Annotated in this window: 17 protein-coding genes; 7 read left to right on the top strand and 10 right to left on the bottom strand. The window is 70.9% G+C overall.

What is annotated here, in order from left to right; translation table 11 throughout:
- The first annotated feature begins 39 nt into the window (after positions 1-39).
- The 7 genes from J7357_RS02270 to dxs all read left to right on the top strand — a co-directional run bounded on the left by J7357_RS02270 (position 40) and on the right by dxs (position 10298).
- Complete coding sequence (locus J7357_RS02270) at positions 40-885, top strand: FHA domain-containing protein (protein WP_209244560.1); 846 nt, start codon at positions 40-42, stop codon at positions 883-885.
- A complete protein-coding gene (locus J7357_RS02265; protein WP_209244558.1) occupies positions 882-4115 on the top strand; it encodes a serine/threonine-protein kinase in 3234 nt (1077 codons plus the stop codon). Before J7357_RS02270 ends, J7357_RS02265 begins: the two co-directional genes overlap by 4 nt.
- The gene (locus J7357_RS02260; protein ID WP_209244556.1) at positions 4112-4825 is read left to right on the top strand and encodes a sensor histidine kinase; all 714 of its coding nucleotides are present in this window, start codon (positions 4112-4114) and stop codon (positions 4823-4825) included. The genes J7357_RS02265 and J7357_RS02260 overlap by 4 nt, the downstream gene beginning before the upstream one ends.
- Positions 4826-4937: 112 nt before the next feature.
- A complete protein-coding gene (locus tag J7357_RS02255) occupies positions 4938-5585 on the top strand; it encodes a response regulator transcription factor (RefSeq protein WP_209244554.1) in 648 nt (215 codons plus the stop codon).
- A 92-nt stretch (positions 5586-5677) separates the two neighbouring features.
- Positions 5678-7462: an acyl-CoA dehydrogenase C-terminal domain-containing protein gene (locus J7357_RS02250; protein ID WP_209244552.1), complete on the top strand. Its 1785-nt coding sequence runs from the start codon at positions 5678-5680 to the stop codon at positions 7460-7462.
- A 112-nt stretch (positions 7463-7574) separates the two neighbouring features.
- Positions 7575-8234 (top strand): HNH endonuclease, encoded by a 660-nt coding sequence (locus tag J7357_RS02245; RefSeq protein WP_209244550.1) that lies wholly within the window; start codon positions 7575-7577, stop codon positions 8232-8234.
- A 150-nt stretch (positions 8235-8384) separates the two neighbouring features.
- Positions 8385-10298, top strand: a complete 1914-nt coding sequence (dxs, locus tag J7357_RS02240; RefSeq protein ID WP_209244548.1) for a 1-deoxy-D-xylulose-5-phosphate synthase — start codon at positions 8385-8387, stop codon at positions 10296-10298.
- Positions 10299-10427: 129 nt separating this feature from the next.
- Here the strand turns inward: dxs and J7357_RS02235 are convergent, their stop codons facing one another.
- The 10 genes from J7357_RS02235 to J7357_RS02190 all read right to left on the bottom strand — a co-directional run bounded on the left by J7357_RS02235 (position 10428) and on the right by J7357_RS02190 (position 20951).
- On the bottom strand, positions 10428-11495 hold the full coding sequence (locus J7357_RS02235) for a TraB/GumN family protein (RefSeq protein WP_209244546.1): 1068 nt from the start codon (positions 11493-11495) through the stop codon (positions 10428-10430).
- Positions 11495-11965, bottom strand: coding sequence for a cupin domain-containing protein (locus tag J7357_RS02230; RefSeq protein ID WP_209244544.1), 471 nt, complete (start codon positions 11963-11965; stop codon positions 11495-11497). The genes J7357_RS02235 and J7357_RS02230 overlap by 1 nt, the downstream gene beginning before the upstream one ends.
- Positions 11966-12039: 74 nt before the next feature.
- The gene (locus J7357_RS02225) at positions 12040-12831 is read right to left on the bottom strand and encodes a WecB/TagA/CpsF family glycosyltransferase (protein ID WP_209244542.1); all 792 of its coding nucleotides are present in this window, start codon (positions 12829-12831) and stop codon (positions 12040-12042) included.
- Positions 12818-13609 (bottom strand): polysaccharide pyruvyl transferase family protein, encoded by a 792-nt coding sequence (locus tag J7357_RS02220; RefSeq protein ID WP_209031168.1) that lies wholly within the window; start codon positions 13607-13609, stop codon positions 12818-12820. The genes J7357_RS02225 and J7357_RS02220 overlap by 14 nt, the downstream gene beginning before the upstream one ends.
- A gap of 52 nt (positions 13610-13661) precedes the next feature.
- Complete coding sequence (locus J7357_RS02215; protein WP_209244540.1) at positions 13662-14849, bottom strand: glycosyltransferase; 1188 nt, start codon at positions 14847-14849, stop codon at positions 13662-13664.
- 52 nt (positions 14850-14901) lie between these two features.
- Positions 14902-16404, bottom strand: a complete 1503-nt coding sequence (locus tag J7357_RS02210; protein WP_209244537.1) for a lipopolysaccharide biosynthesis protein — start codon at positions 16402-16404, stop codon at positions 14902-14904.
- The gene (locus tag J7357_RS02205; RefSeq protein WP_209244535.1) at positions 16401-17450 is read right to left on the bottom strand and encodes a GDP-mannose--glycolipid 4-beta-D-mannosyltransferase; all 1050 of its coding nucleotides are present in this window, start codon (positions 17448-17450) and stop codon (positions 16401-16403) included. The genes J7357_RS02210 and J7357_RS02205 overlap by 4 nt, the downstream gene beginning before the upstream one ends.
- On the bottom strand, positions 17447-18580 hold the full coding sequence (locus J7357_RS02200) for a glycosyltransferase family 4 protein (RefSeq protein WP_209244533.1): 1134 nt from the start codon (positions 18578-18580) through the stop codon (positions 17447-17449). The genes J7357_RS02205 and J7357_RS02200 overlap by 4 nt, the downstream gene beginning before the upstream one ends.
- Positions 18577-19674, bottom strand: coding sequence for an acyltransferase family protein (locus J7357_RS02195; RefSeq protein WP_209244531.1), 1098 nt, complete (start codon positions 19672-19674; stop codon positions 18577-18579). The genes J7357_RS02200 and J7357_RS02195 overlap by 4 nt, the downstream gene beginning before the upstream one ends.
- Positions 19671-20951 (bottom strand): polysaccharide biosynthesis protein GumE, encoded by a 1281-nt coding sequence (locus tag J7357_RS02190; protein ID WP_209244889.1) that lies wholly within the window; start codon positions 20949-20951, stop codon positions 19671-19673. Before J7357_RS02190 ends, J7357_RS02195 begins: the two co-directional genes overlap by 4 nt.
- Between the last annotated feature and the right edge of the window lie 137 nt (positions 20952-21088).

Below are 21088 nucleotides of genomic sequence, written 5' to 3'. Positions count from 1 at the left end.
GGGACCGGTCACGCACGCCGCCACGAAGGACATCCCGCGATGCCCGCGCGCCTGACCGCCTACCTGCCCGACGCGCCGGCGCCGACGCTGCTGCTCGCCGCCGGGCAGACGCTGGCGATCGGCCGCGCGGCGGACAACGCGCTGGCGCTGGAACATCCTTCGGTATCGCGCTGGCATGCGCGGCTGCAGCCGCAGGCCGATGGCCACTGGCAGTTGCACGACCTGGGCAGCAAGAACGGCAGCTTCCGCGACGGCGTGCGCGTGGCCGCACCGATCGCGCTGGAGACGGCGACCTGGCTGCGCTTCGGCGACATCTACGCCGAGTTCGCCCCGCTCAGCGCAACCGATGCGGAACTGGCCGAGCGCCGCCAGCGCGCCCGCTGCGATCGCGCCACTGCGCTCACCCAGGGGCTGGCCCAGGTCGGCGGACTCGACGACCTGCTCGGCGCCAGCCTGGACGCGGTGGTCGAACTGGCCCAGGCCGAGCGCGGCATGCTGGTGCTGGCCGAACCGCAGGGCCCGCGCATCGCCGCCAGCCACGGCACCGGGCCGATGCCGCTGCAGCGCGGCCTCGCCGGCAGCGAGGGGGCGCTGCAACGGGCCCTGCGCGACGGCCGGGCCACCGTGGCCCACGACGTCGGCGGCGTGCCCTGGCTGGCCGAGCGTGCCTCGGTCTGCGCCGCCGGCCTGCGCACCATGCTGTGCCTGCCACTGCGCGACGGCACGCGCGTGCTCGGCGCGATCTATGCCGACAGCCGCCGCGCCGGCAGCGCCATCGGCGCGCTGGACATGCAGCTGCTCGAGGCCTTCTGCGAGCGCGCCGCGCTGTGGATCGCCGCACGCCAGGCGTTGCGCGACAGCGGCGCCGAGGTCGGGCCGGCATGAGCGACGCCGCCACCGCCACCGGCCTGTATGCGCAGGAAAGCCTGACCCCGGGCGAGGTGCTGGCCGGCCGCTTCCGCATCGAACGCCTGCTCGGCATCGGCGGCATGGGGCTGGTGTACCTGGCCCACGACCAGGCGCTGGGCATCGACGTGGCGGTCAAGCTGCTGCGCCCGGAGCTGGCGCAGCGGCCGCAGGCGTTCGCCCGCTTCCGCCAGGAACTGCTGCTGGCACGGCAGGTGTCCAGCCCGCACGTGGTGCGCATCCACGACCTGGCCGAACACGCCGGGCGCTGGCTGATCAGCATGGACTACGTGGACGGCGAATCGCTGGAAGCGCGGCTGCAGCGCGAGGAACGGCTGGATGTCGACACCGCCCTGCGCATCGCCGGCGGCATCGCCCGCGGGCTGCAGGCGGCGCATGCGCGCGGCGTCGTGCACCGCGACCTCAAGCCGGCCAACATCCTGCTGCAGCACGGCGGCGACGCGCTGATCAGCGACTTCGGCGTGGCCTGTTCGATGGCCAGCAGCGGCCTCGGCGCGACCCTGGGCAACGTCATCGGCACGCCCGCCTACCTGTCGCCGGAACAGGCGCGCGGCGATGCGCTCGACCCGCGCAGCGACCTCTACGCGCTGGGCCTGATCCTGTACGAGATGCTCGCCGGGCAGGTGCCGTTCGCCGGCGGCACCCTGTCCGAGACCCTGGCCCAGCGCATGCTGCGCGAGCCGCCGCCGGTGGACCGGCTGCGCACGGACGTGCCGGCCTGGCTGGTGCGGCTGCTGCAGCGGCTGCTGCGCCCGCAGCCGCGCGATCGGCTGCAGGATGCCGGCGAGGTGATCGTGGCGATCGAGCGCCGGCAACTGCCGCGCGATCGCCGGCGCTGGCGCCGGATCGGCCTGGGCCTGGCCGCGACCCTGGCCGGCGCCGCCCTGCTCGGCGCCGGCGCCTGGCACTGGCAGGCGCAACGCACCACTGCGCCGCCGGTGGCGGCCGTGGAGCCATTGCCGCGGCTGCTGGTGCTGCCGCTGGCCGGCGACCCGGCCAGCACCGAACAACGCCTGGCCCTGGGCGCCTGGCTGCGCGGCAGCCTGGGCGAAACGCTGACCGTGGTCGACGACGAACGCACCCGCCAGGCGCTGCGCCAGTACGACCCCACCGGCCAGGCGCCGCTGGACGTAACGGCGCTGCGCCGGCTCGCCTCGGCGCAGCGCGTGCTGCAGCCGAGTCTGCAACGCCAGGGCGCGGGCTGGCGCCTAAAGGCGCTGCTGCATCCGCCCAGCGGCGCGGCGCAGCACATCGACGGACCGACCGCCGCCGATCCGGCCGCGGCCTACGCCGCCTGGCTGCCGATCGCATCCAGGGCGCTGCTCGCCGAGGGCGCCACCCTGCCCGACGACCTGCCCGCGCCCGCCGCCCTGCAGGCCTATGCACGCGGCCTGGCGGCGCGGCAACGCGACGACAGCGCGCAGGCGCTGCAGCAGTTCGCCGCGGCCAGCGCACAGGCGCCGCAGTCGGCACCGTTGCGCCTGGCCGAGGTGGTCGCGGCGCAGGCCATCGGCGAGGACCAGAAGGCGCGCGAGGCGTTAAGCGCACGCATGCCAGCGACGTCGGCGCGGCCGCGCACCCAGGCGCTGCTGGCGGCGCTGCAACTGGAAGCCGAAGACGATCTCGCCGCCGCCGACCGCGCCTGGCAGGCGCTGGCCAGCGCCCGGCCCGACGACAGCGTGGTGCAACTGCAGGTCGCACGCGTCCAGGCGCAGGCCGGCCACCTGGATGCGGCGCGCGATCGCCTGCGCACGCTGGCGCAGCGCGATCCCGACGACCCGCGCTTGTGGCTGGCGCTGGGCAAGCTGGCGATCCTCAGCGGCAACGCTGCCACCGCGGTGGACGAGGACCTGCTGCGTGCGCAACTGCTGTTCCGTCGCGGGCGCGACCTCTATGGCGAAGCGGAAACGGTGAACGCGCTGGGCGTGGGCTACGGCCGTCTCGGCCTGGCGCAGCAGGCGCAGGCGCAGTATCTGCGCGCCGTGGAGCTGCGCCGGCAGGTCGGCAATCGGCGTGGCGTCGCCACCAGCCTGCGCAACCTGGCCGGCACGCTGAGCATCGGTGGCACCTTCGCCGAGGCCGAACAGAAGCTGCAGCAGGCGCAGGCCCTGTACGCCGAACTCGGCGACCGCGATGGCCAGGCCGCCGCCGCCAACGAACTCGGCCTGCTGGCCGAGGAGCGCGGCGATTATCCGCAGGCCTTGCAGGCGTTCCGTGGTGCGCTGTCGGCCTGGCGCGCGCTCGGCGATGCGCACGGCGTCGCCGAGACGCTCAACAACATCGGCTTCGCGCACTTCCAGTTGGGCGACCTGGACAGCGCCCAGGCGTTCTGGGAACAGGCCGCACGCGCCTACGCCGACCTCAACGACGCCACCGGCCGCGTACGCACTGCGCAGAACCTCGGCCTGCTGGCCACCGCGCGCGGCCACTGGGCGCAGGCGCAGACCTTGCTGACCCAGTCGTTGCGCGAGGCCGAGCGCCACCAGATGCTCGAGGAAGTGGCGGTGAGCCGGCGCAACCTGGCCGAACTGGCGTTCTGGCAGGGTCAGCGCACGGTGGCACTCACCGAACTGGACCAGGCGCAGCGGCTGTTCCAGCAGAGCCGCGACCAGCGCGGCCAGACCGACATCGCCCTGTTGCGCGCGCAGGTGTGGCTGGCGCTGGACGACCCGGCGCAGGCGCGGCTGGCGCTGCAGCAGGTGCAGCGGCAAGCGCCCGCCTCGGTGTCCAGCGAACAACGTGCCAGTGCCGCGCTGCTGCAGGCGCAACTGGACGAGCGCGACGGCGACGCCGCGGCAGCCGCCGCGTCGCTGCGCCAGGCCGAGGCGCTGGCGCGCGCCAGCGGCACCCGCCTGCTGCAGTTGCAGGTGCAGGTGCGTGCGGCGCACGACGAACCCGCGCTCGCCGCACTGGAGGGCGACGTCGCCCGCCTGGGCAACGCCGGGCTGCGCCTGCGCTATCTGCAGCAGGCGCTGCGCTACGGCGCGGCCGACCAGGTGGCGGCGCGCTATGCACAGGCGCAGGCGCTGCTGCTGCGCGGCAGCCCGCTGTTCGCTGCGACGCTGCACGCACAGGCCGCGCAACGCCTGGAGGCGCTCGGCGACCACGCCGCCGCGCAACGCGCCCGCCGCGCCGCGGCGCAGGCCGGCGACGGTTTATCTGTCGCACGCGCGGGCACCACGCCATGACCGACGCAACCGCCGCCGACCGCTACCGCCTGCTGCTGCAGCGCCTGGAAGCCAACGAGCGCGAGTTCCGCCGCCTCGGCCGCGCCGTGGTCAAGGTGCAGGAGGACGAACGCCGGCGCCTGGCGCGCGAGCTGCACGACGGCGTCGGCCAGAACCTCACCGTACTCAAGCACCGGCTGGCGCAACTGGGCGCGGCGCTCGGCAGCGCCGATGCGGCGCTGCGCACACCGCTGGAGGACGCCATCCAGCTGTGCACGCAGGCATTGGAAGACACCCGGCAGATGTCGCGGCTGCTGCGCCCGCCGATCCTCGACGACCTGGGGCTGGAGGCCGCGCTGGGCTGGCTGGGCCGCAGCCAGTCCGCCGCCGGCGCCATCCCAGTCGCGGTCGAGATCGGCCCGCTGCCGGCGCTGGACGAAGCGCTGCAGACCCTGCTGTTCCGCAGCGCGCAGGAGGCGCTGACCAATGCGCTGAAGCACGCGGCTGCGCAGTCGGTGCTGCTGCGGCTGGTCGCCCGCGACGGCTGGGCGCAGCTGCAGGTGCTCGACGACGGCCGCGGCTTCGATCCGCAGCAGGCGCTGGCCGCCGGCGGCAGCGGCCTGAGCGGCCTGCGCGAACGCCTGCGCCTGAGCGGCGGCAGCCTGCGCCTGCAATCGTCCCCGGGCGAGGGCTGCTGCGTGCAGATCCGGGTCCCGCTGGAGGCCGATTGAACGTCATCGCCCTGCCCCATGCCGGCAACCGCACGGCCATGCAGGCAATGCGATCGGCAGCGCCGCAACGGGCTGCCGCCCGCCCCGGCAACCACCACGGACGCGCACCGGCATGAACACCCCGATCCGTGTCCTCATCGCCGACGACCACACCCTGGTGCGCGAAAGCCTGGTCGCCGTGCTCGACGCCGTGGCCGGCATCCAGGTGGTGGCGCAGGCCGCCGACGGCATCGAGGCGCTGGCCAAGGCCGAGGCGACCCGCCCGGACGTGGCGATCGTGGACATCTCCATGCCGCGGCTCAACGGCATCGACGTGGTGCGACGGCTGGGCGAAATCGTGCCGCTGGCGCGGATCCTGGTGCTGACCATGCACGAGGAACACGAGTACGTGCTGCACGCGGTGCGCGCCGGCGCCTCCGGCTACCTGCTCAAGGACAGCGCCAGCGCCGACCTGATCGCAGCGGTGCGCAACCTGCACGCCGGCCGCGGCCACTTCTCGCCGCAGGCGGCGCAGGCGCTGGTGACGCAGATGCAGCAGCCGCAGGCGCTGCCACCCGATCCCTACCGCAGCCTGACCGCGCGCGAGCGCGAGGTGTTCCACCTGATCGTGGAAGGCCGCACCACCAAGGAAATCGCGCGGGTGCTGCAGATCAGCGTCAAGACCGCCGAGAACCACCGCTTCCGCGTGCTCAACAAGCTGGGCATGCGCAATACCGCCGAACTGGTGCGCTACGCCGTGCGCCACCGCCTGCTCGACTGAACGGCGCCGCGCAGCCGCGGCTGCGCATACTCCATACGCCATAGTATCCTGACGCCCTCGGCCGCGCCGCGGCCCTAGCCACGAGCGATCGCATGAGCACCTATCAAGCCCCGTTGACCGATCTCCGCTTCGCGCTGCACGACGTGCTGCAGGTGGAGGCGCTGTTCGCCCGCCTCGGCCATGCCGACGCCAATGCCGAACTGATCGACGCGGTGCTGGAGGAAGCGGCGCGCTTCACCGGCACCGTGCTGGCGCCGCTGAACCGGGTCGGCGACGAGCACGGCTGCACCCTGGACAAGGCCACCGGCGCGGTCACCACCGCCCCCGGCTTCCGCGAGGCCTACCAGCAGTTCGCCGAGGGCGGCTGGACTGGGCTGACCGCCGCCGCCGAGTTCGGCGGCCAGGGCCTGCCGCACACCCTGGGCGTGCCGCTCAACGAGATGGTCAACGCCGCCAACCTGGCGTGGGGCAACTTCCCGCTGCTGTCGCACGGCGCTGTGGAGGCGCTCAAGCAGCACGGCGAGGCCTGGCAGCAGGAGGTGTTCCTGAAGCCGCTGGTGGACGGCCGCTGGACCGGCACCATGTGCCTGACCGAGCCGCACTGCGGCACCGACCTGGGCCTGCTCAAGACCCGCGCCGAACCCAACGCCGATGGCAGCTGGTCGGTCAGCGGCACCAAGATCTTCATCACCGCCGGCGAGCACGACTTCACCGACAACATCGTGCACCTGGTGCTGGCACGGCTGCCGGACGCACCGGCCGGCGCCAAGGGCATCTCGCTGCTGGTGGTGCCGAAGTTCAAGGTCGCCCGCGACGGCAGCGTCGGCGAGCGCAACGCGCTGCGCTGCGGCTCGCTGGAGCACAAGATGGGCATCCACGGCTCGTCCACCTGCGTGATGAACTTCGACGGCGCCCAGGGTTACCTGGTCGGGCAGCCGCACAAGGGCCTGCAGGCCATGTTCACCATGATGAACACCGCGCGCCTCGGCGTCGGCCTGCAGGGCATCGGCCTGTCCGAGCGCGCCTACCAGAACGCGCTGCGCTACGCCCGCGAGCGCCTGCAGTCGCGTTCGCTCAGTGGCGCCAAGCTGCCGGAGAAGCCCGCCGACCCGATCCTGGTGCACCCGGACGTGCGCCGCATGCTGCTGACGGTGAAGGCGCTGACCGAAGGCAGCCGCCTGCTGGCGCTGCACGCCGCTACCCTGATCGACATCGCGCACAGCGCGCAGGATCCGGCCGAGCGCGAGCAGGCCGACGTGCTGGTCAGCTTCCTCACCCCGATCTCCAAGGCCTGCCAGACCGAGTGGGCGGTGGAGAACACCTACCACGCGCTGCAGTGCTTCGGCGGCCACGGCTACATCCACGAACACGGCATGGAGCAACTGGCCCGCGATGCGCGTATCACCACCCTGTACGAAGGCACCACCGGCATCCAGGCGCTGGACCTGATCGGACGCAAGACCGCGTCCAGCCAGGGCGCCGGGCTGAAGCTGTTCCTGGCGCAGATCGAGGCCTTCCTGACCGAACACGCCGACAACCCGGCGGTGGCCGAGTTCGTCGCCCCGCTGCGCGAGAAGGCCGCCGAATGGGCGGCGCTGACCAAGCGCATCCTTCAGCGCGCCGCCGGCAATCCCGAGGAACTGGGCGCGGCCAGCTACGACTACGTGTTCTATTCCGGCTACGTGGTGCTGGCCTACTGGTGGGCGCGCAGCGTCGCCGCGGCCGAGGCCTCGACCCATGGCGAGGCGTTCAAGCAGTCCAAGCGCGAGACCGCGCGCTTCTACTACGCGCGCCTGCTGCCGCGCACGCTGACCCACGCCGCGGCCATCGACAGCGGCGCCGAGCCGCTGATGGCGCTGGCCGACGCGCAATTCTGAGTCGCACATCCAGGTCCGAACGCAGCCCCGGCACGCACGCCGTGCCGGGGCTGCAATGCCCGCCACGGCCGATACACAAACCGTCACCAATCGGGTATAAGCTGTCTTCCCGATGGAGACAGACACAACAACGCTTGGTCTGATCGATACCGGGGCCTGCGGCGCCTCGGCCGCGGTCCCGTCGCCTGCGGCGTCCCCTTCCCACCTGCCTTCGGTCCGGCTGCTGTCGCTGGACGCGCATGGCCGCGTGCTCGACTGGATCAACTGGCAGGACGCCGCCTGCCTGTATGCGCGTGGCGCAGTCGCCTGGACCCTGGGCGAACCTTGCCTGCACATCCATGGCGGCATCAGCCGCGCCAGCGGCGAGCGCAGCGTGCTGGAGCTGCATCCGATCATCGCCGCGCGCGGCCACGCGCATGCGCGTGCGCTCGACCCCACGCCCACCCTGACCAATACCGCGCTGTTCGCCCGCGACGCGCAGTTGTGCCTGTACTGCGGCCAGCAGTTCAGCCGCCCGCACCTGACCCGCGACCACGTGCTGCCGGTGTCCAAGGGCGGCCGCGACATCTGGGAGAACGTGGTCACCGCGTGCTTCCACTGCAATTCGCGCAAGGGCAATCGCACCCCGCAGCAGGCATCGATGCCATTGCTGGCGGTGCCATACCGGCCGAGCTGGATCGAGCACCTGATCCTGTCCAATCGCAACATCCTGGCCGACCAGATGTCGTTCCTGAAGGCGCAGTTGCCGAAGCGCTCGAAGCTTTCGCTCTAGCCACGCAGCGTCACGTCGCCGTCACGCCCGCTGCGACGGATTGCCGCACCCCGGCCAAAACAGGCCATCCGCGCGCCCGCGACTGAACGGGTTGATTGCGTGTGCCCGGAATGGAGAGGAAAATGACAGGTCCGCTGAACCTCCATTCCGATGATCGACCCCACCCGCTATCCGCGCCTCTCGCGCATCCAGGTCCCCGAAGAACTGCGTCGCTTCGATGAATCGGAGCTGCCGGCCATCGCCGAGGAACTGCGCGCCTTTCTGATCGAGTGCGTCGGCAAGAGCGGCGGCCATTTCGGTGCCGGGCTGGGCGTGATCGAGCTCACCGTCGCCCTGCACTACCTGTACGACACGCCGGTCGACCAACTGGTGTGGGACGTCGGCCACCAGACCTATCCGCACAAGATCCTCACCGGGCGCCGCGACCGCATTCACACGGTCAAGCAGGCCGATGGCGTGGCGCCGTTCCCCAAGCGCGAGGAAAGCGAGTACGACACCTTCGGCGTCGGCCACTCCTCCACCTCGATCTCGGCCGCGCTGGGCATGGCGGTGGCGCTGCAGCGCATGGGCGACGAGCGCAAGGTGGTGGCGGTGATCGGCGACGGCGCGATGACCGCGGGCATGGCCTACGAAGCGCTGAACCACGCCGGCGGCATGGACCCGGAACCGAACCTGCTGGTGATCCTCAACGACAACCGCATGTCGATCTCCGAGGCGGTCGGCGGTGTCACCAAGATGCTGGGCCGCATGAGCGGCAGCAAGACCCTCAACGCCATCCGCGAGGGCGGCAAGAAGATCCTCGGCGACAAGAAGAGCAACCCTACCGCGCGCTTCGTGCGGCGCTGGGAAGAGCACTGGAAGGGCATGTTCGTGCCGTCCACGCTGTTCGAGGAAATGGGCTTCCACTACACCGGCCCGATCGACGGCCACGACCTGCCGGCGCTGCTCGGCGCGTTGAAGACGCTCAAGACCCTGAAGGGTCCGCAGCTGCTGCACGTCATCACCACCAAGGGCAAGGGCTACGAACTGGCCGAGGGCGACCAGATCGGCTACCACGCGGTCGGCCCGTTCGACCCGAGCAAGGGCCTGGTGGCCAAGCCGGGCGCCAAGGCGCCGACCTACACCGACGTGTTCGGCGACTGGATCTGCGACATGGCCGCGGCCGAGCCGGCGCTGCTGGCGATCACCCCGGCGATGCGCGAAGGTTCGGGCCTGGTGCGCTTCAGCAAGGAGTACCCGCAGCGCTACTTCGACGTGGCCATCGCCGAGCAGCATGCGGTGACCCTGGCCGCGGGCATGGCCGTGCACGGCGCCAAGCCCGTCGTGGCGATCTATTCCACCTTCCTGCAGCGCGGCTACGACCAGCTGGTGCACGACGTGGCGGTGCAGCAGCTCGACGTGCTGTTCGCGATCGACCGCGGCGGCGTGGTCGGCCCGGACGGCGCCACCCATGCCGGCAACCTGGACCTGAGTTTCCTGCGCTGCGTGCCGCACCTGGTGGTGATGGCGCCGGCCGACGAAGCCGAATGCCGGCAACTGCTCAGCACCGGCCTGCGCCATCCCGGTCCGGCCGCGGTGCGCTACCCGCGCGGTACCGGCCCCGGGATCGCGCCGGGAAGCACGCTGGACACCCTGCCGATCGGCAAGGCCCAGTTGCGCGCGCAGGGCCACAGCGTGGCGCTGCTGGCGTTCGGCGCGACCCTGGCGGCCGCCGAACAGGTCGGCCGCGAGCTCGGCCTGAGCGTGGTCAACATGCGCTTCGTCAAGCCGCTGGACCGCACCCTGCTGCTGGAACTGGCGCAGAGCCACGAAGGCTTCGTGACCATCGAGGACAACGTGGTGGCCGGCGGTGCCGGCTCCGGCGTGGCCGAACTGTTCAGCGCCGAAGGCGTGCTGCGCCCGGTGCTGCACCTTGGCCTGCCCGACGCGTTCCAGCACCACGCCAGCCGCGAGCAACTGCTGGCCGAGGCCGGCATCGACGCCGCCGGCATCCGCGCCGCGGTGCTGAAGCGCTGGCCGCAACTGGCCACCAGCGCCAGCGCACCGCGCACCGCGGCGGGCTGACCGCCGAAGTCACCGGAGACGGCACGGCGTCAGCGCATGCCGTCTCCGCTTGCTTGCGCCTGCGCGCGCAACGCTGCACCCCCACCCCAAGTCGGCGCGTCCCATGGACCGACACGTCTCGTGTACGCGCTAGGGCGCGATCACTTCGGCGCCGCTGGCACGTAGCCGATCCAACGGTCCACCCGACTCCTGCAGGGTCTGCATCGGCAACGCCGCGAAACTGGAGCGGTTCTGCGCCAGCGCCCGTTCGGCTTCCCGCAGCCAGGCCGCCATCGCCCGCTGGCGCACATCGCCCAGGCCCAGCTTGCGCGCGATCGCCGCTTCGCCGACCGCGTCCAGACAGATCCGGTACTGGTCGTTGGCCGGCAGCGTGGCCAGCGTGTCCAGATCGCCTTCGGACCAGGCGTTGGCGCGCTGGCGCATCGTCTCCAGGTCGCGATCGATGACCTGCAGCGTGCGTGCGAAACAGGCACTGTCGTTGAGTGAGGTCGCCCGGAATTCCTGCAGCGCGCGCTTGGCGTCGGGGACCTTGACCTCCACCACCACCGGCACGATCGGCACCCTGGCGCGCTTGGCCGAACGCTCGATCAGCGGCTGCACCACGCTGCCCAGGCTCAGGCCGGAGGTGCGCATCGCCGCTTCGTACAGTTCCTGCGCCGCGAACACCGGCCGCCAGCGTTCCACGCTGGCATCGCGGCCCAGGTAACGTGCCTTCAGCGGCAGCCAGCGTGCATACAACTCCGGCGGCAGCACCTGCTGCAGGGTGCGGTCGTCGGGATTGCGCCGCGCCTTGAGCAGGGACGGCAACAGCAACAGGGAGCGGAACATGCCCAGGCCCGAGTCCAGGGTGACGCTCGGCGCTGCGATCACTTCCTGCGACTGCGCGATCACCCGCTCCACTTCGCCCGATTCCCACTGCATGCGCTTGGGCAGCGGCGACACCGTGCCGAGGATCCACAACACATGATCGCCGCGGCGGACCTGCCACAGGCCCGGGCCGGGCTGGCGCCCGCTCACCAGCACCGCTTCCAGGTCGACCACCGGTGGGTTCGCTGGCGCGACCGGCAGCGCGGTCTGCGCCTGCACGATGGGCACAGCCGCCGCCAGCAAGGCCGCGACCAGGCACACCACCGGGCCGCGCCGGCGCGCGACGGTTCCCGGCGCGGTCGCCGCGCGCGCCGCGCCCGGTCCCGGCATCAGTCCGCCAGCTTCGGCAGGTGCGCCGCCAGCGGATCGGCCGCGGCCAGCAGTTCGAAGCGCTCCCACAGGAAGCCCGGCGCCACCACGCAGCGCACCAGGCAATAGTCGGCCAGCGGCCGCGCCGCCTGCCAGGTGCCGGCCGCGATCACCACCGAGGGCATGCCGCCGCGCTCGCTGGCGTCCAGGCGGTAGCGCTGCAGGCCGTGGTTCGGGTCGAAGCCGAACAGTTCCAGCGGCCCGCCTTCTTCCCATTGCCAGGTCTCGTCGGCATCGATGCGGTGCCAGTTGCTGACCTCGCCGCGCTCCAGCAGGAAGCGGATCGCGGTACAGGCCGGGCGCAGCGTCTGCGCGTGCTGCACCGTCAAGGCCGAGGTATGCACGCGCGCATAGCGTCCGCCCTCCGGGTGTGGCAGCAGCGACAGGTCGCGCACCAGGGCGGCGATTCGGAAGGCGGCGGCGCTGGACATGCGTCCAGTCTAATCCCCGGCATGGCCGCGCGAATGTCAGGCAGCGCCCTTTTGTCGGCGACAGCCGGTCGGCGTCACGAGGGCCGCAGCGAGTCCCGGACAGGCGGCGTGGCGCCCAGGTGCCGGCCGTGGCGCAGGCACAGGGCGAAGAACACCAGCAGATCCCAGCTGTAGCGCTTGAGCAGGCGCCGCGGCTCGCGCAGCAGGCGATAGATCCATTCCATGCGCAGCCGGCGCACCCAGGCCGGCGCGCGGCGCGCGGTGCCGGACAGGAAGTCCAGCAGCGCGCCCACGCCGAACGCCAGCGGCACCTGCAGTTGCGCCGCGTGCTGCAGCAGCCAGCGCTCCTGCAGCGGATTGCCGAACGCCACCAGCAGCACGTCGGCGCCGCTGGCGTTGATGCGCGCGGCCAGGCCGGCGCCGGCGGCGGCGAACTCGGCATAGCCGTCGCAGGTGCCGCTCACCTCCTGCCCCAGCGTCTGCCGCAAGGTCTGCGCCGCGGTGTCGGCCACGCCGGGACGGCCGCCGAGCAGGAAGAAGCGCAGCGGCCGCGGGCTCTGCCGGCACAGCGCCGGAATCAGGTCGGTGCCGTTGAGGTTGCCGGCGAAGCGACGGCCGTGCACCAGCAGCGCGCCCAGGTCCATGCCGATGCCGTCGTTGACGATGCACACGTCCGGCGCGGCCAGTTGCGCACGCAGGGCCTGGCACTGCACCACGAAGTTGGTGTTGGCGAAGAACACCTGGCGGCGCTCGCCACGCGCCAGCGCCTGCAGCAAGCTGGCGACGAAATCGGCTTCGGTGCTGCGCAGGATCGGATAGCCGCCCAGTGCCAGCACCTCGCCCGCCGCGCGCTCACCAGAGATCATGCGGAAAGCTCTCCAGCAGGCCGCGCTGCACCGCGGCCAGGTCGAATACGGTATTGCCGCCCAGCGCGATGCATTCCTCCACCGTCTGCCCGGCATGCCAGCGGCTGCGGCCGGTGCCGGCGTAGTAGTCGTCGTACTTGAAGCGGTCCTCGCCATTGCCCCAGTCCAGGTACACCGACGGCACGCCATAGGCTTCGGCGAGGATCAGCCCATGCAAGGAACTGGACACGACCAGTTCGGCGCCGAGCAGTTGCCGCACGAACGCGGCCGGCTGGCGGTTCGGCAGCACCAGGTGTTCCTTGTACTGCGCATACTTGTCCAGGGATTCGTTGAAATGCGGCACCACCATGACCGACCGCCGTGCCGGCGGCGGCGCCAGCGCCTCGCGCGGGAAGAACAACGGCATCAGCAGGCCCGGATCGCCGTACACCTCCGGCACCTGCAGGCCGCGCTCGCGCAGGAAGGCGCGGGTCTTGGGCCCGCGCACGGCGCGCACGTCGAGCTGGCGGAAGGTGTGGCGGTCGGCGGGGATCTTGCCGTTGACGCCGCTGCCCCACACGGTGTCGCCGTCGCGGGCGAAATGCAGCACCGAGCCGATCGCGATCAGCCGCGTGCGCTTGTCGCGCTTGTCCAGCAGGGTGCGGTCACGCTGGCCGAGCACGTTGGAGACGATGATCTTGGAAAGATGATCGCCGACGTTGATCTCGCCGTTCTTCGGCTTCCACCAGAACAGCGCCCGGCGCTCTTGGTAATCGATCCATTTTTGCAATGCGGACATCGGTCCTCCTTGGTTGCGCGGGGTGTAAGGCAGACACGCCGGCGACGTGTGTTCAGGCGGTGCGGTCGGCGAACAGGCGTGTCTCCGGGTAGGCGGCCGGGTCCAGCACCCGATCGGTGGTGTCGGACCAGCTCAGGCACTGGCGATGGCGCACGTGCGGCGCCTGCAGCGCCTGCCCGATCGCGGCGACGATCGATGCCTCGTCGCCCGGGGTGTAGCCGAAGCGCGACGGATAGCGGCCGACCACGGCATTGGGACACACCGCCGGCAGGCCGAAGAAGTCGTACTGCAGCAGCTTCATCGAACTGTCGGCCAGATACGCCGGCACCTGTTCCGAGGCGTACGGGGCGATGCCGAAGCGCGCGTGCTTGATGTAGCGGATGGTCTCGGCGTGCTTCATCTCGCCGTATACCACCACGTTGTCGCCATAGCCCGGCGCACGCCCCATGCCCGAGCCGATCACGTGGAAGGTGACCTGCGGAAAGGCGCGGCTGGCGGCGACGAAGAACTCGGGATCGAACAGCATCGAACCCACCGCCACCGCATGGATGCCCTCGCCGTACGGCGACGGGTCGCCGAGCGTGTGCAGGTCGTGGTCCACGCCATGGCCGACGTGGTACACGTTGTGGCGGCTGGCGACCTCCTCGGCCATCGCCGGCGACACCAGCGCGATCACGTCCAGGCTCGGCGCCACGCGGTCGAACTCGCGCTCGATGTAGTCGGCGACGTTGATCGTGCTCAAGCCGTCGGAGGCGCGATACACCTTGCGCGCGGTCGGGTTGATCCGTGCCGCCAGCGCGATGAAGCCCACCGCGATGCCGCTCTCGAACACGATCACGTCGGCCTCGCGCATCCAGCGGATCAGCGTGGCCGGCGCGCGCGCCGCGTAGACCTTGAACATCAGGTCTTCCAGCGGCCGCAGCCAGCGCCGCCGGGTGTTGAACGGATGCAGCAGCGCGCGCCACAGGTAGCAGTCCACGCCGTTGTGGCGGACCACCTGGTTGGCGGTGGCGTCCAGCGGCAGGCGCAGGTCGCCCTTGAGCCGCGACAGCAGGCTGTAGCGCAGGGAAAAGAACCGCGTGGTACCGCGCTTGGCCAGTTCATCGGCGATGAAATGGATGTTGGCGCGGCGCGGCGTGCGGTAGTCGTGCGCCGACAGCACCAGATAGCACGGCGCACGCCCGCTGGTGGCCGCGGCTGGTGCCGATGCGGACAGCGCCGCTGCGGAAGAATCGCTCATGCGCTCGCTCCTGTGCGGAATGAAGGAAAGGAAACACACGGCCGGCCGACGCTCATCGCGCTCCCCGTGCCTGGCGCAACAGCGTGCGCATCTGCAGGATGGCCAACACATCGCGGCGGAACGCCGGCCACAGCGCGAACACCAGCAGGCCGGACAGCGCCATTGCCGCAGCGCCGACGATGAGCTGCATCCACAGCGACGCGCCGCCCCACTGCTGTGCGGCCAGGTAGGCGGCGACGCCACAGACGCCGTAGCCGAGCACCGCGCGCAAGGCGTTGTTGAACAGCTCCCAGGCCGGAATCTGCGGCGCGATACGCGCGATCCAGATCACCGACAGCGGCCACATCACCAGCAGACCCAGCGTGTAGCCCACGGTCACGCCCATCACGCCCCACAGCGAGCCGGCGAAGATGCAGGCGATCAGCATGACCCGCCCGACCACCGAGTACACCAGTTGCTGGCGCATCAGGCCCAGTGCCAGGAATACCCAATACGTGGCGTAGGACGCGGTCTGGAAGATGCCGCCGAGGGTCAGCACCTGGAACAGCGGTACCGCCGGGCGCCACTGTTCGCCCAGCACCAGCACGATCAGCGGCATCGCCAGCGCACAGGCGAAGGAAAACAGCGCCACGATCAGGTGCACCATCACCGTCTGCCCGCGCAGCAGGAAGTTGCCGAAGCGTGGCGGGTCGTCCTGCAACTGCGACAGCACCGGCAGCGCCACCGAAGTGGCCGGCGCGTTGATCTGGTTCAGCGGCATCATCAGCAGCTGGAACGCGCGGTTGTACAGGCCCAGCGCCTCGGCGCCGATGCGGTGGCCGATGATCACCTGGCCGACGTTGCGGCTGGCATAGCCGAGCAACTGCGCCGCCATCAGGTTCCAGCCGAAGCTCAGGAAGGTGCGCATCGGCGCATCGCGCCGGTAGCCGCGCGGCAGCCAGCGCGCGCAGGCGCCGGCGATCAGCAAATTGACCAGTGCCTGCACCACCTGCTGCCAGACCAGCGCCCAGTAGCCGTAGCCGGCCAGGGCCACACCGACGCCGACCAGCAGGCCCAGCACCTGCGCACCGACGTCGCTCAGCGAGACCTGGCCGAAGCGCAGCGCACGGCTCAGGTGCGCGCGATACTGCGTGGTCATGCCGTTGAGCAGGAAGGTCACCGCCAGCGCCTGGGAAATGCCGAGCAGGGCCGGCTCGCGGTAGAAGTGCGCGATCCACGACGAGGACAGGAACACCACGATCGCCAGCGCCAGGCCGATGCCGCTGTTGATCCAGAACAGGTTGTCGCGCTGCTCGCGGCTGACGTGCTTGGCCTGGATCGCGGCCGAGGACAGGCCGAAGTCGCGCAGGATCTCGGCCATGCCGACGATCGCCGTCACCATCGCCATCAGGCCGTAGTCGTAGGGCGTCAGCAGCCGCGCCAGCAGAATGATGCCGCCGAACTGCACCACCATCTTGGCCAGCTGCCCGGTCATGGTCACCGCCGCGCCGCCGGCGGCGCGCGCGCCCAGTCCGGGTTGCGGCGCTGCCGGCCGCGGGGTCTCGGCGCTGCTCATGCGCCCTCCCCACGGCGCGCGGCCAGCGCCTGCAGATAGCTGCGGTAATGCTGCAGGCCGATGCCGTTCCAGTCGCGCCGCGACAGGTCCGGCACGGCGTCGGCCGGCAACCGCTGCGCGTGCGCCAGGGCCCGCGCCAGTTGCGCCGCATCCAGCTCGCCCTGGTACAGCTGCACCCACTGCGCGCCGACTTCGTCGACGATGGCGGCATTGGCCTCGCTCCAAGGCGCCAGCACCGGGCGCGCCAGCGACAGCGCCAGCAGCAAGGTGCCGGAGTTGTGCATCTGCCGGTACGGCAGCACCACCAGTTCGGCCTCCCCGACCTCCTGCGCCAGCACCGCGTCCTCCACGTACTGCAGGCGTGCACTGATCCGCGGGTCCTCGGCGCAGGCGCGCTCGACCACGCCGCGGATCTGCGCATCGATCGGGTTGCCGGCGATGCGCAGGCTGAGCTGGGGATCGGGCAATGCGCCGAACGTCGCGATCAACGTCTCCACTCCCTTGTACGGGCGCAGCAGTCCGAAGTGCAGCAGGCGCCCGCGCACCCGCGGCGGTTGCGGCACCGGCGCGTACCAGTCGCGGTAATGGCCGTGCAGGATGGTGTCGGTGGCCGGCGTGCGTTCGGGCGTGGTCGCATTGATGCGGATCCAGCGCGCGGTCTGGCGGTCGATCCAGCGCAGCAGCAAGCGTTCGCGCCAGCCCTTGTCCTCGTGCGGCGCCACGTTGTGCAGGGTGCGCACCAGCGGTATCCCGGCCAGGCGCAGGCGCAACAGCAACAGCGCGACGCAGGCCTGCTTGGCCAGCGTACCGAGCGCGGTGCGATGCCGCAGCAGGTACTCCGGCCAATGCAGATGCAACACGTCGTAGCGCGACAGCAGCGCCGCGCGCATCGAGAAGAAGCGCAGTTGCACCTGCGGCGGCAGCGCCGCGTAGAGCTGGGTCAGGTAGGGATTGGTGGTCGCGGTCGGGCGCTCGGTGGACAGCAGCACGGTGACTGCCGGCGCAGCCTGCTGCGCCGCGCCGTGGCGCTGGCTCTCGCCGCTCATCGGCCGCCCTCCGCGCCGCCCAGCGCCAGGCGGTATTCGTCCAGATAGGCACCGACCACGCGGTCCCAGTCGTAGCGATGCGCATACGCCATCGCCGCGGCGCGCTGCGCGGCGAAGTCCGCATCGGTGGCGGCAGCGAAGGCGTGCACCGTGGCCGCGGCCGCCTGCGAGTCGGCCGGATCGACCAGCACGCCCTGCCCCGACTCGCGCTGCAGGCGCGCGAACGGCGGAATGTCGCTGAGGATCGGCAGCAGTCCCGCGCTCATCGCTTCCACTGCGGCCAGACCGAATCCCTCGTGCCGCGACAGGCACACGAAGTACTGCGCGCTGCCGAGCAACTGCGCCAGTTGCGCCTGGGTCGGCGCCACCTGCAGACGCACCCGCTGCTGCAAGCCGCGCTCGGCGATCGCCTGCTGCAGGTCGGCCACGCTGAAGTCGTACTCGCGCCCGGCCACGATCAATTGCCAGGCCGGATCCTGCGCGGCCAGCGCGCGCACCAGGTCCAGGGTCTCCAGCAGGCCCTTGTTGACCGACCAGCGCCCGAAGTAGATCAGCGTGCGCCCCGGCGTGGCGCTGCCCTGCCCGGCGAACTTGTCCACGTCCACCCCGTTCTCGATCACCCGTAGCCGCTGCGGCGCGACCACCTGCGAGAACAGCCGGCCATCGTTCTCGCTGGTCGCCACCACCCGCGCATAGGCGAGCGCCGAGGCGCGGGTGAGGGTCTTGAACCAGAGCATCTTCAGGCGCGAGGCATAGGTGGTGTGGAAGAAACCGCCATGAGTAGAGACGATCATCGGCACACGGTGCAGCGGCCGGGTCAGGGCCAGGAAGTCGTAGAAGAAATCGATGCCGTGCACGTGCAGCAGATCCGCGCCGCGCACTGCCGACAGCACCGACGGCGCCAGCGGGTAGCGCGAGGAACCGCGATACGGCAAGCGCACGATCGGCACGCCCTGGTGGCTGTCGCGCGACGCCAGGCGCTGTTGCGGATCGGTGAACACCCGGTCCAGGCTCACCACTTCGACCTGGTCGCGGCCCTGCTGCAGATGGCGGCGCGCGATATTCAGCACTACCTCCTCCATGCCGCCGACCGACGGATGGAACTGGCGCACCACATGCACCACCTTCATGCCGGCGCTCCCGCGACCGCGCTGCGACGCACGCCGATCATCCACGGCGCACTCCGCACCAGCACCGCGCGCATCGGCACGCTGGCCAGCACCGCCAGCACGCTCACCGACACCGCCCAGGCCGGTCCCCAGGCATCGCCGCGGACCAGGCCGGTACGTGCGGCGACGCCGGCCATCACCGAGAACAACAAGGTGTGCGTGCACAGGATCAGCAAGGTATTGCGCCCGATCCACTGCAGCCAGGCCCAGTGCTGCAGCAGCCCGGCGATGCACAGCGCCATGGCGCTGCCGAGCAGGCTGGCGGCCAGGAAGCCCAGCGGGGAATCGCCGAACTTGAGCATGTTCACGTCCACGCGGCCGTTGTACCAGGCGATCGCGAACCAGGCCGCACCCAGCAGCAGCGCCGCTAGCGCATTGCCGGCCGGCCGCGCCGGCCACCACTGCGCCCGCGTGGCCGCGAGCGCACCGATCGCGAAGAAGCACAGCGCCACCGGCAGCACGTCCAGGGAGAACGGCAGGCGCATGTCCTGCCCCGGGAACCAGCACGCCCAGCCCCAGGCCAGCGGCAACGACAGCCCGGCCAGCACCGGCAACGACAGCGTCCGACGCAGCGCCAGATACGCCAGCGTGGTCACGAACAGCGCAGGCAGGAACCACAGCGCCGGCATCACGTAGAGCTTGGGGCCGATGCCGCTGACCAGGCCCAGCAGCGGCTCCCACCACGGCCGGTCGCCCCACAGCTGCGCCTTGCTGCCGATATGCCGGGTCAGCATCCAGTACGCGTAGGCGACGAAGAAGAACGCCACGTACGGCAGCAGCAGGCTGCGGGCCAGCTTGCCGACCGTGGCCAGGGTCAGCGGGCGGTTGCCGAAGGCCTCGCCGACCCAGCCCGACAACAGGAAGAACATCGGCACGTGGAAGCTGTAGGCCAGGATGACGTAGGCGTGCGGAATGCCCTTGGCGTGCCCGAACACCACCAGCAGGATCGCCAGCGCCTTGGCCGCATCGATGCGCATATCGCGCGGCGCGCGCGTCCGCGCGGTGCGCGCCTGCGCCGGCACGGATGCGGAAACAGCCGTGGCGGGCGCGCTCATGCCGGCACCGCCGGGAGACCCGGAGCCGGCGTTGCCGCTGTCGCCGGCAGCGCCGACGCATCGCGCAGGCGCGGCGTCATCTGCCACAGGCAACCGCACACGAACCACCACAGCGCCGCGGTCTTGATCGAGAAGTAGCCGTTGGAGACCAGCAGGCTCAGCGAGAAGGCGAAGATCAGCAGGTTCTTGAACAACTGCCCTTCGATGGTGCGCATCAGCATCGCGAACGAGTACGCCAGCAGGAACGCCAGCACCAGCAGCACCGACTGCGAGGAGATGAAGTAGGCGATGCCGCTGTCGAAGTAGCGGTACGGCTGGTCCACGTCCAGCCCCATCCACGCATCGGCGCTCATCCTGCGAATCGAATCGACGGTGAAGAACACCCGCCCCAGGGTGGTGTCCTCGTAGCTCTGGATGCCCGAGGCCCACACCAGCAGCCACGCCCCGCCCATCACCAGGAAGAAGATCAGAAAGCCCAGGCGCTGGTCGGTGCGCAGCAGCAACGGGCTCAGCAGCGCCATCATCACGCAGGTGCCGGCGGCCAGGCGCCCGTCCGAGGCCACGATCAGGAAGCCGATCATCGCCACCGAGGCGACGATCGCCAGCGGCCGCATCCAGCGCCAGAAGGTCAGCAGGATCGCGGTGAAGAAGATGATGAAGTTGCCCATCGTCACCGGCTCGATGAACACCGAGGAGGCGCGTGGCAGGTTCGACGACGGCAGGAAGTTGCGCGCGCCGGGCCTGGTGGCGCTGACGAACAGATTGCTGTCCTGGTTCCAGAAGCTGGACGCGCTGGCGCCGCGCGCGTTGACGAAATAGCTCTTGGGGTTGACCACGTCGCCGTAGACCTTGGGCAGGGCCAGCTCGAACACCGCCACCAGCGACACCAGCAGCGCCATGCGCACGAACATGCGCGGCAGCGAGCCGGTATACGCCGCGCCGAGCATCAGGAAGGCGAACGGGATCAGCGCATCGCGGAAGAACTTCGGATCCAGCGTCCACGCCATGAACAGGCGCACCAGCATCAGCAGCGCCAGCAGGGCGATGCCGGTGAACACCATCGCCATGCGCTTGCGGTCCAGCGCGCGCATGCCAAGCAGGAAACACGCCGCATAGACCGCCAGTTCCACCGCGTAGGTCATCGCCGGGCTGACCCGGAACACCTTGGCGTTGATCACCGCCAGCACGAAGTTGTAGCCGACGGCGAACAGCAGCACCAGCTCGATCAGCAGGTTGCGACGCTGCTCGCGCAGCGGCATGTCCGCCGCGCTCAGCATGCGCACCCCGCTGGGGCGACGGCGCATCGCGCGACGACGCCACGCTGGACGCGCGCCGGGCGTGGCGCCGGCATGCGGCGCGCCAGCCCATTCGGTGCAGGCAGTGCAGGAACGACGGCGACGCGGAGGCGACGCCG

The organism is Xanthomonas sp. D-109 (genome assembly GCF_017746095.1).
GTDB lineage: Bacteria > Pseudomonadota > Gammaproteobacteria > Xanthomonadales > Xanthomonadaceae > Xanthomonas_A > Xanthomonas_A sacchari.
Note: the sequence above shows the minus strand (reverse complement) of the source record. Positions and strands in the feature narration are given on the sequence as shown.

What these genes read in the sequence shown, in the direction of transcription:
- J7357_RS02265 (WP_209244558.1), top strand. Translation starts at nt 882, where the DNA reads ATGAGCGACGCCGCCACCGCCACCGGCCTGTATGCGCAGGAAAGCCTG.
- J7357_RS02250 (WP_209244552.1), top strand. Translation starts at nt 5,678, where the DNA reads ATGAGCACCTATCAAGCCCCGTTGACCGATCTCCGCTTCGCGCTGCAC.
- J7357_RS02210 (WP_209244537.1), bottom strand. Translation starts at nt 16,404, where the DNA reads ATGAGCAGCGCCGAGACCCCGCGGCCGGCAGCGCCGCAACCCGGACTG.
- J7357_RS02260 (WP_209244556.1), top strand. Translation starts at nt 4,112, where the DNA reads ATGACCGACGCAACCGCCGCCGACCGCTACCGCCTGCTGCTGCAGCGC.
- J7357_RS02245 (WP_209244550.1), top strand. Translation starts at nt 7,575, where the DNA reads ATGGAGACAGACACAACAACGCTTGGTCTGATCGATACCGGGGCCTGC.
- J7357_RS02195 (WP_209244531.1), bottom strand. Translation starts at nt 19,674, where the DNA reads ATGAGCGCGCCCGCCACGGCTGTTTCCGCATCCGTGCCGGCGCAGGCG.
- J7357_RS02220 (WP_209031168.1), bottom strand. Translation starts at nt 13,609, where the DNA reads ATGTCCGCATTGCAAAAATGGATCGATTACCAAGAGCGCCGGGCGCTG.
- J7357_RS02235 (WP_209244546.1), bottom strand. Translation starts at nt 11,495, where the DNA reads ATGCCGGGACCGGGCGCGGCGCGCGCGGCGACCGCGCCGGGAACCGTC.
- J7357_RS02215 (WP_209244540.1), bottom strand. Translation starts at nt 14,849, where the DNA reads ATGAGCGATTCTTCCGCAGCGGCGCTGTCCGCATCGGCACCAGCCGCG.
- J7357_RS02270 (WP_209244560.1), top strand. Translation starts at nt 40, where the DNA reads ATGCCCGCGCGCCTGACCGCCTACCTGCCCGACGCGCCGGCGCCGACG.
- J7357_RS02255 (WP_209244554.1), top strand. Translation starts at nt 4,938, where the DNA reads ATGAACACCCCGATCCGTGTCCTCATCGCCGACGACCACACCCTGGTG.
- J7357_RS02230 (WP_209244544.1), bottom strand. Translation starts at nt 11,965, where the DNA reads ATGTCCAGCGCCGCCGCCTTCCGAATCGCCGCCCTGGTGCGCGACCTG.
- J7357_RS02225 (WP_209244542.1), bottom strand. Translation starts at nt 12,831, where the DNA reads ATGATCTCTGGTGAGCGCGCGGCGGGCGAGGTGCTGGCACTGGGCGGC.
- J7357_RS02205 (WP_209244535.1), bottom strand. Translation starts at nt 17,450, where the DNA reads ATGAGCGGCGAGAGCCAGCGCCACGGCGCGGCGCAGCAGGCTGCGCCG.
- J7357_RS02200 (WP_209244533.1), bottom strand. Translation starts at nt 18,580, where the DNA reads ATGAAGGTGGTGCATGTGGTGCGCCAGTTCCATCCGTCGGTCGGCGGC.
- J7357_RS02190 (WP_209244889.1), bottom strand. Translation starts at nt 20,951, where the DNA reads ATGCTGAGCGCGGCGGACATGCCGCTGCGCGAGCAGCGTCGCAACCTG.
- dxs (WP_209244548.1), top strand. Translation starts at nt 8,385, where the DNA reads ATGATCGACCCCACCCGCTATCCGCGCCTCTCGCGCATCCAGGTCCCC.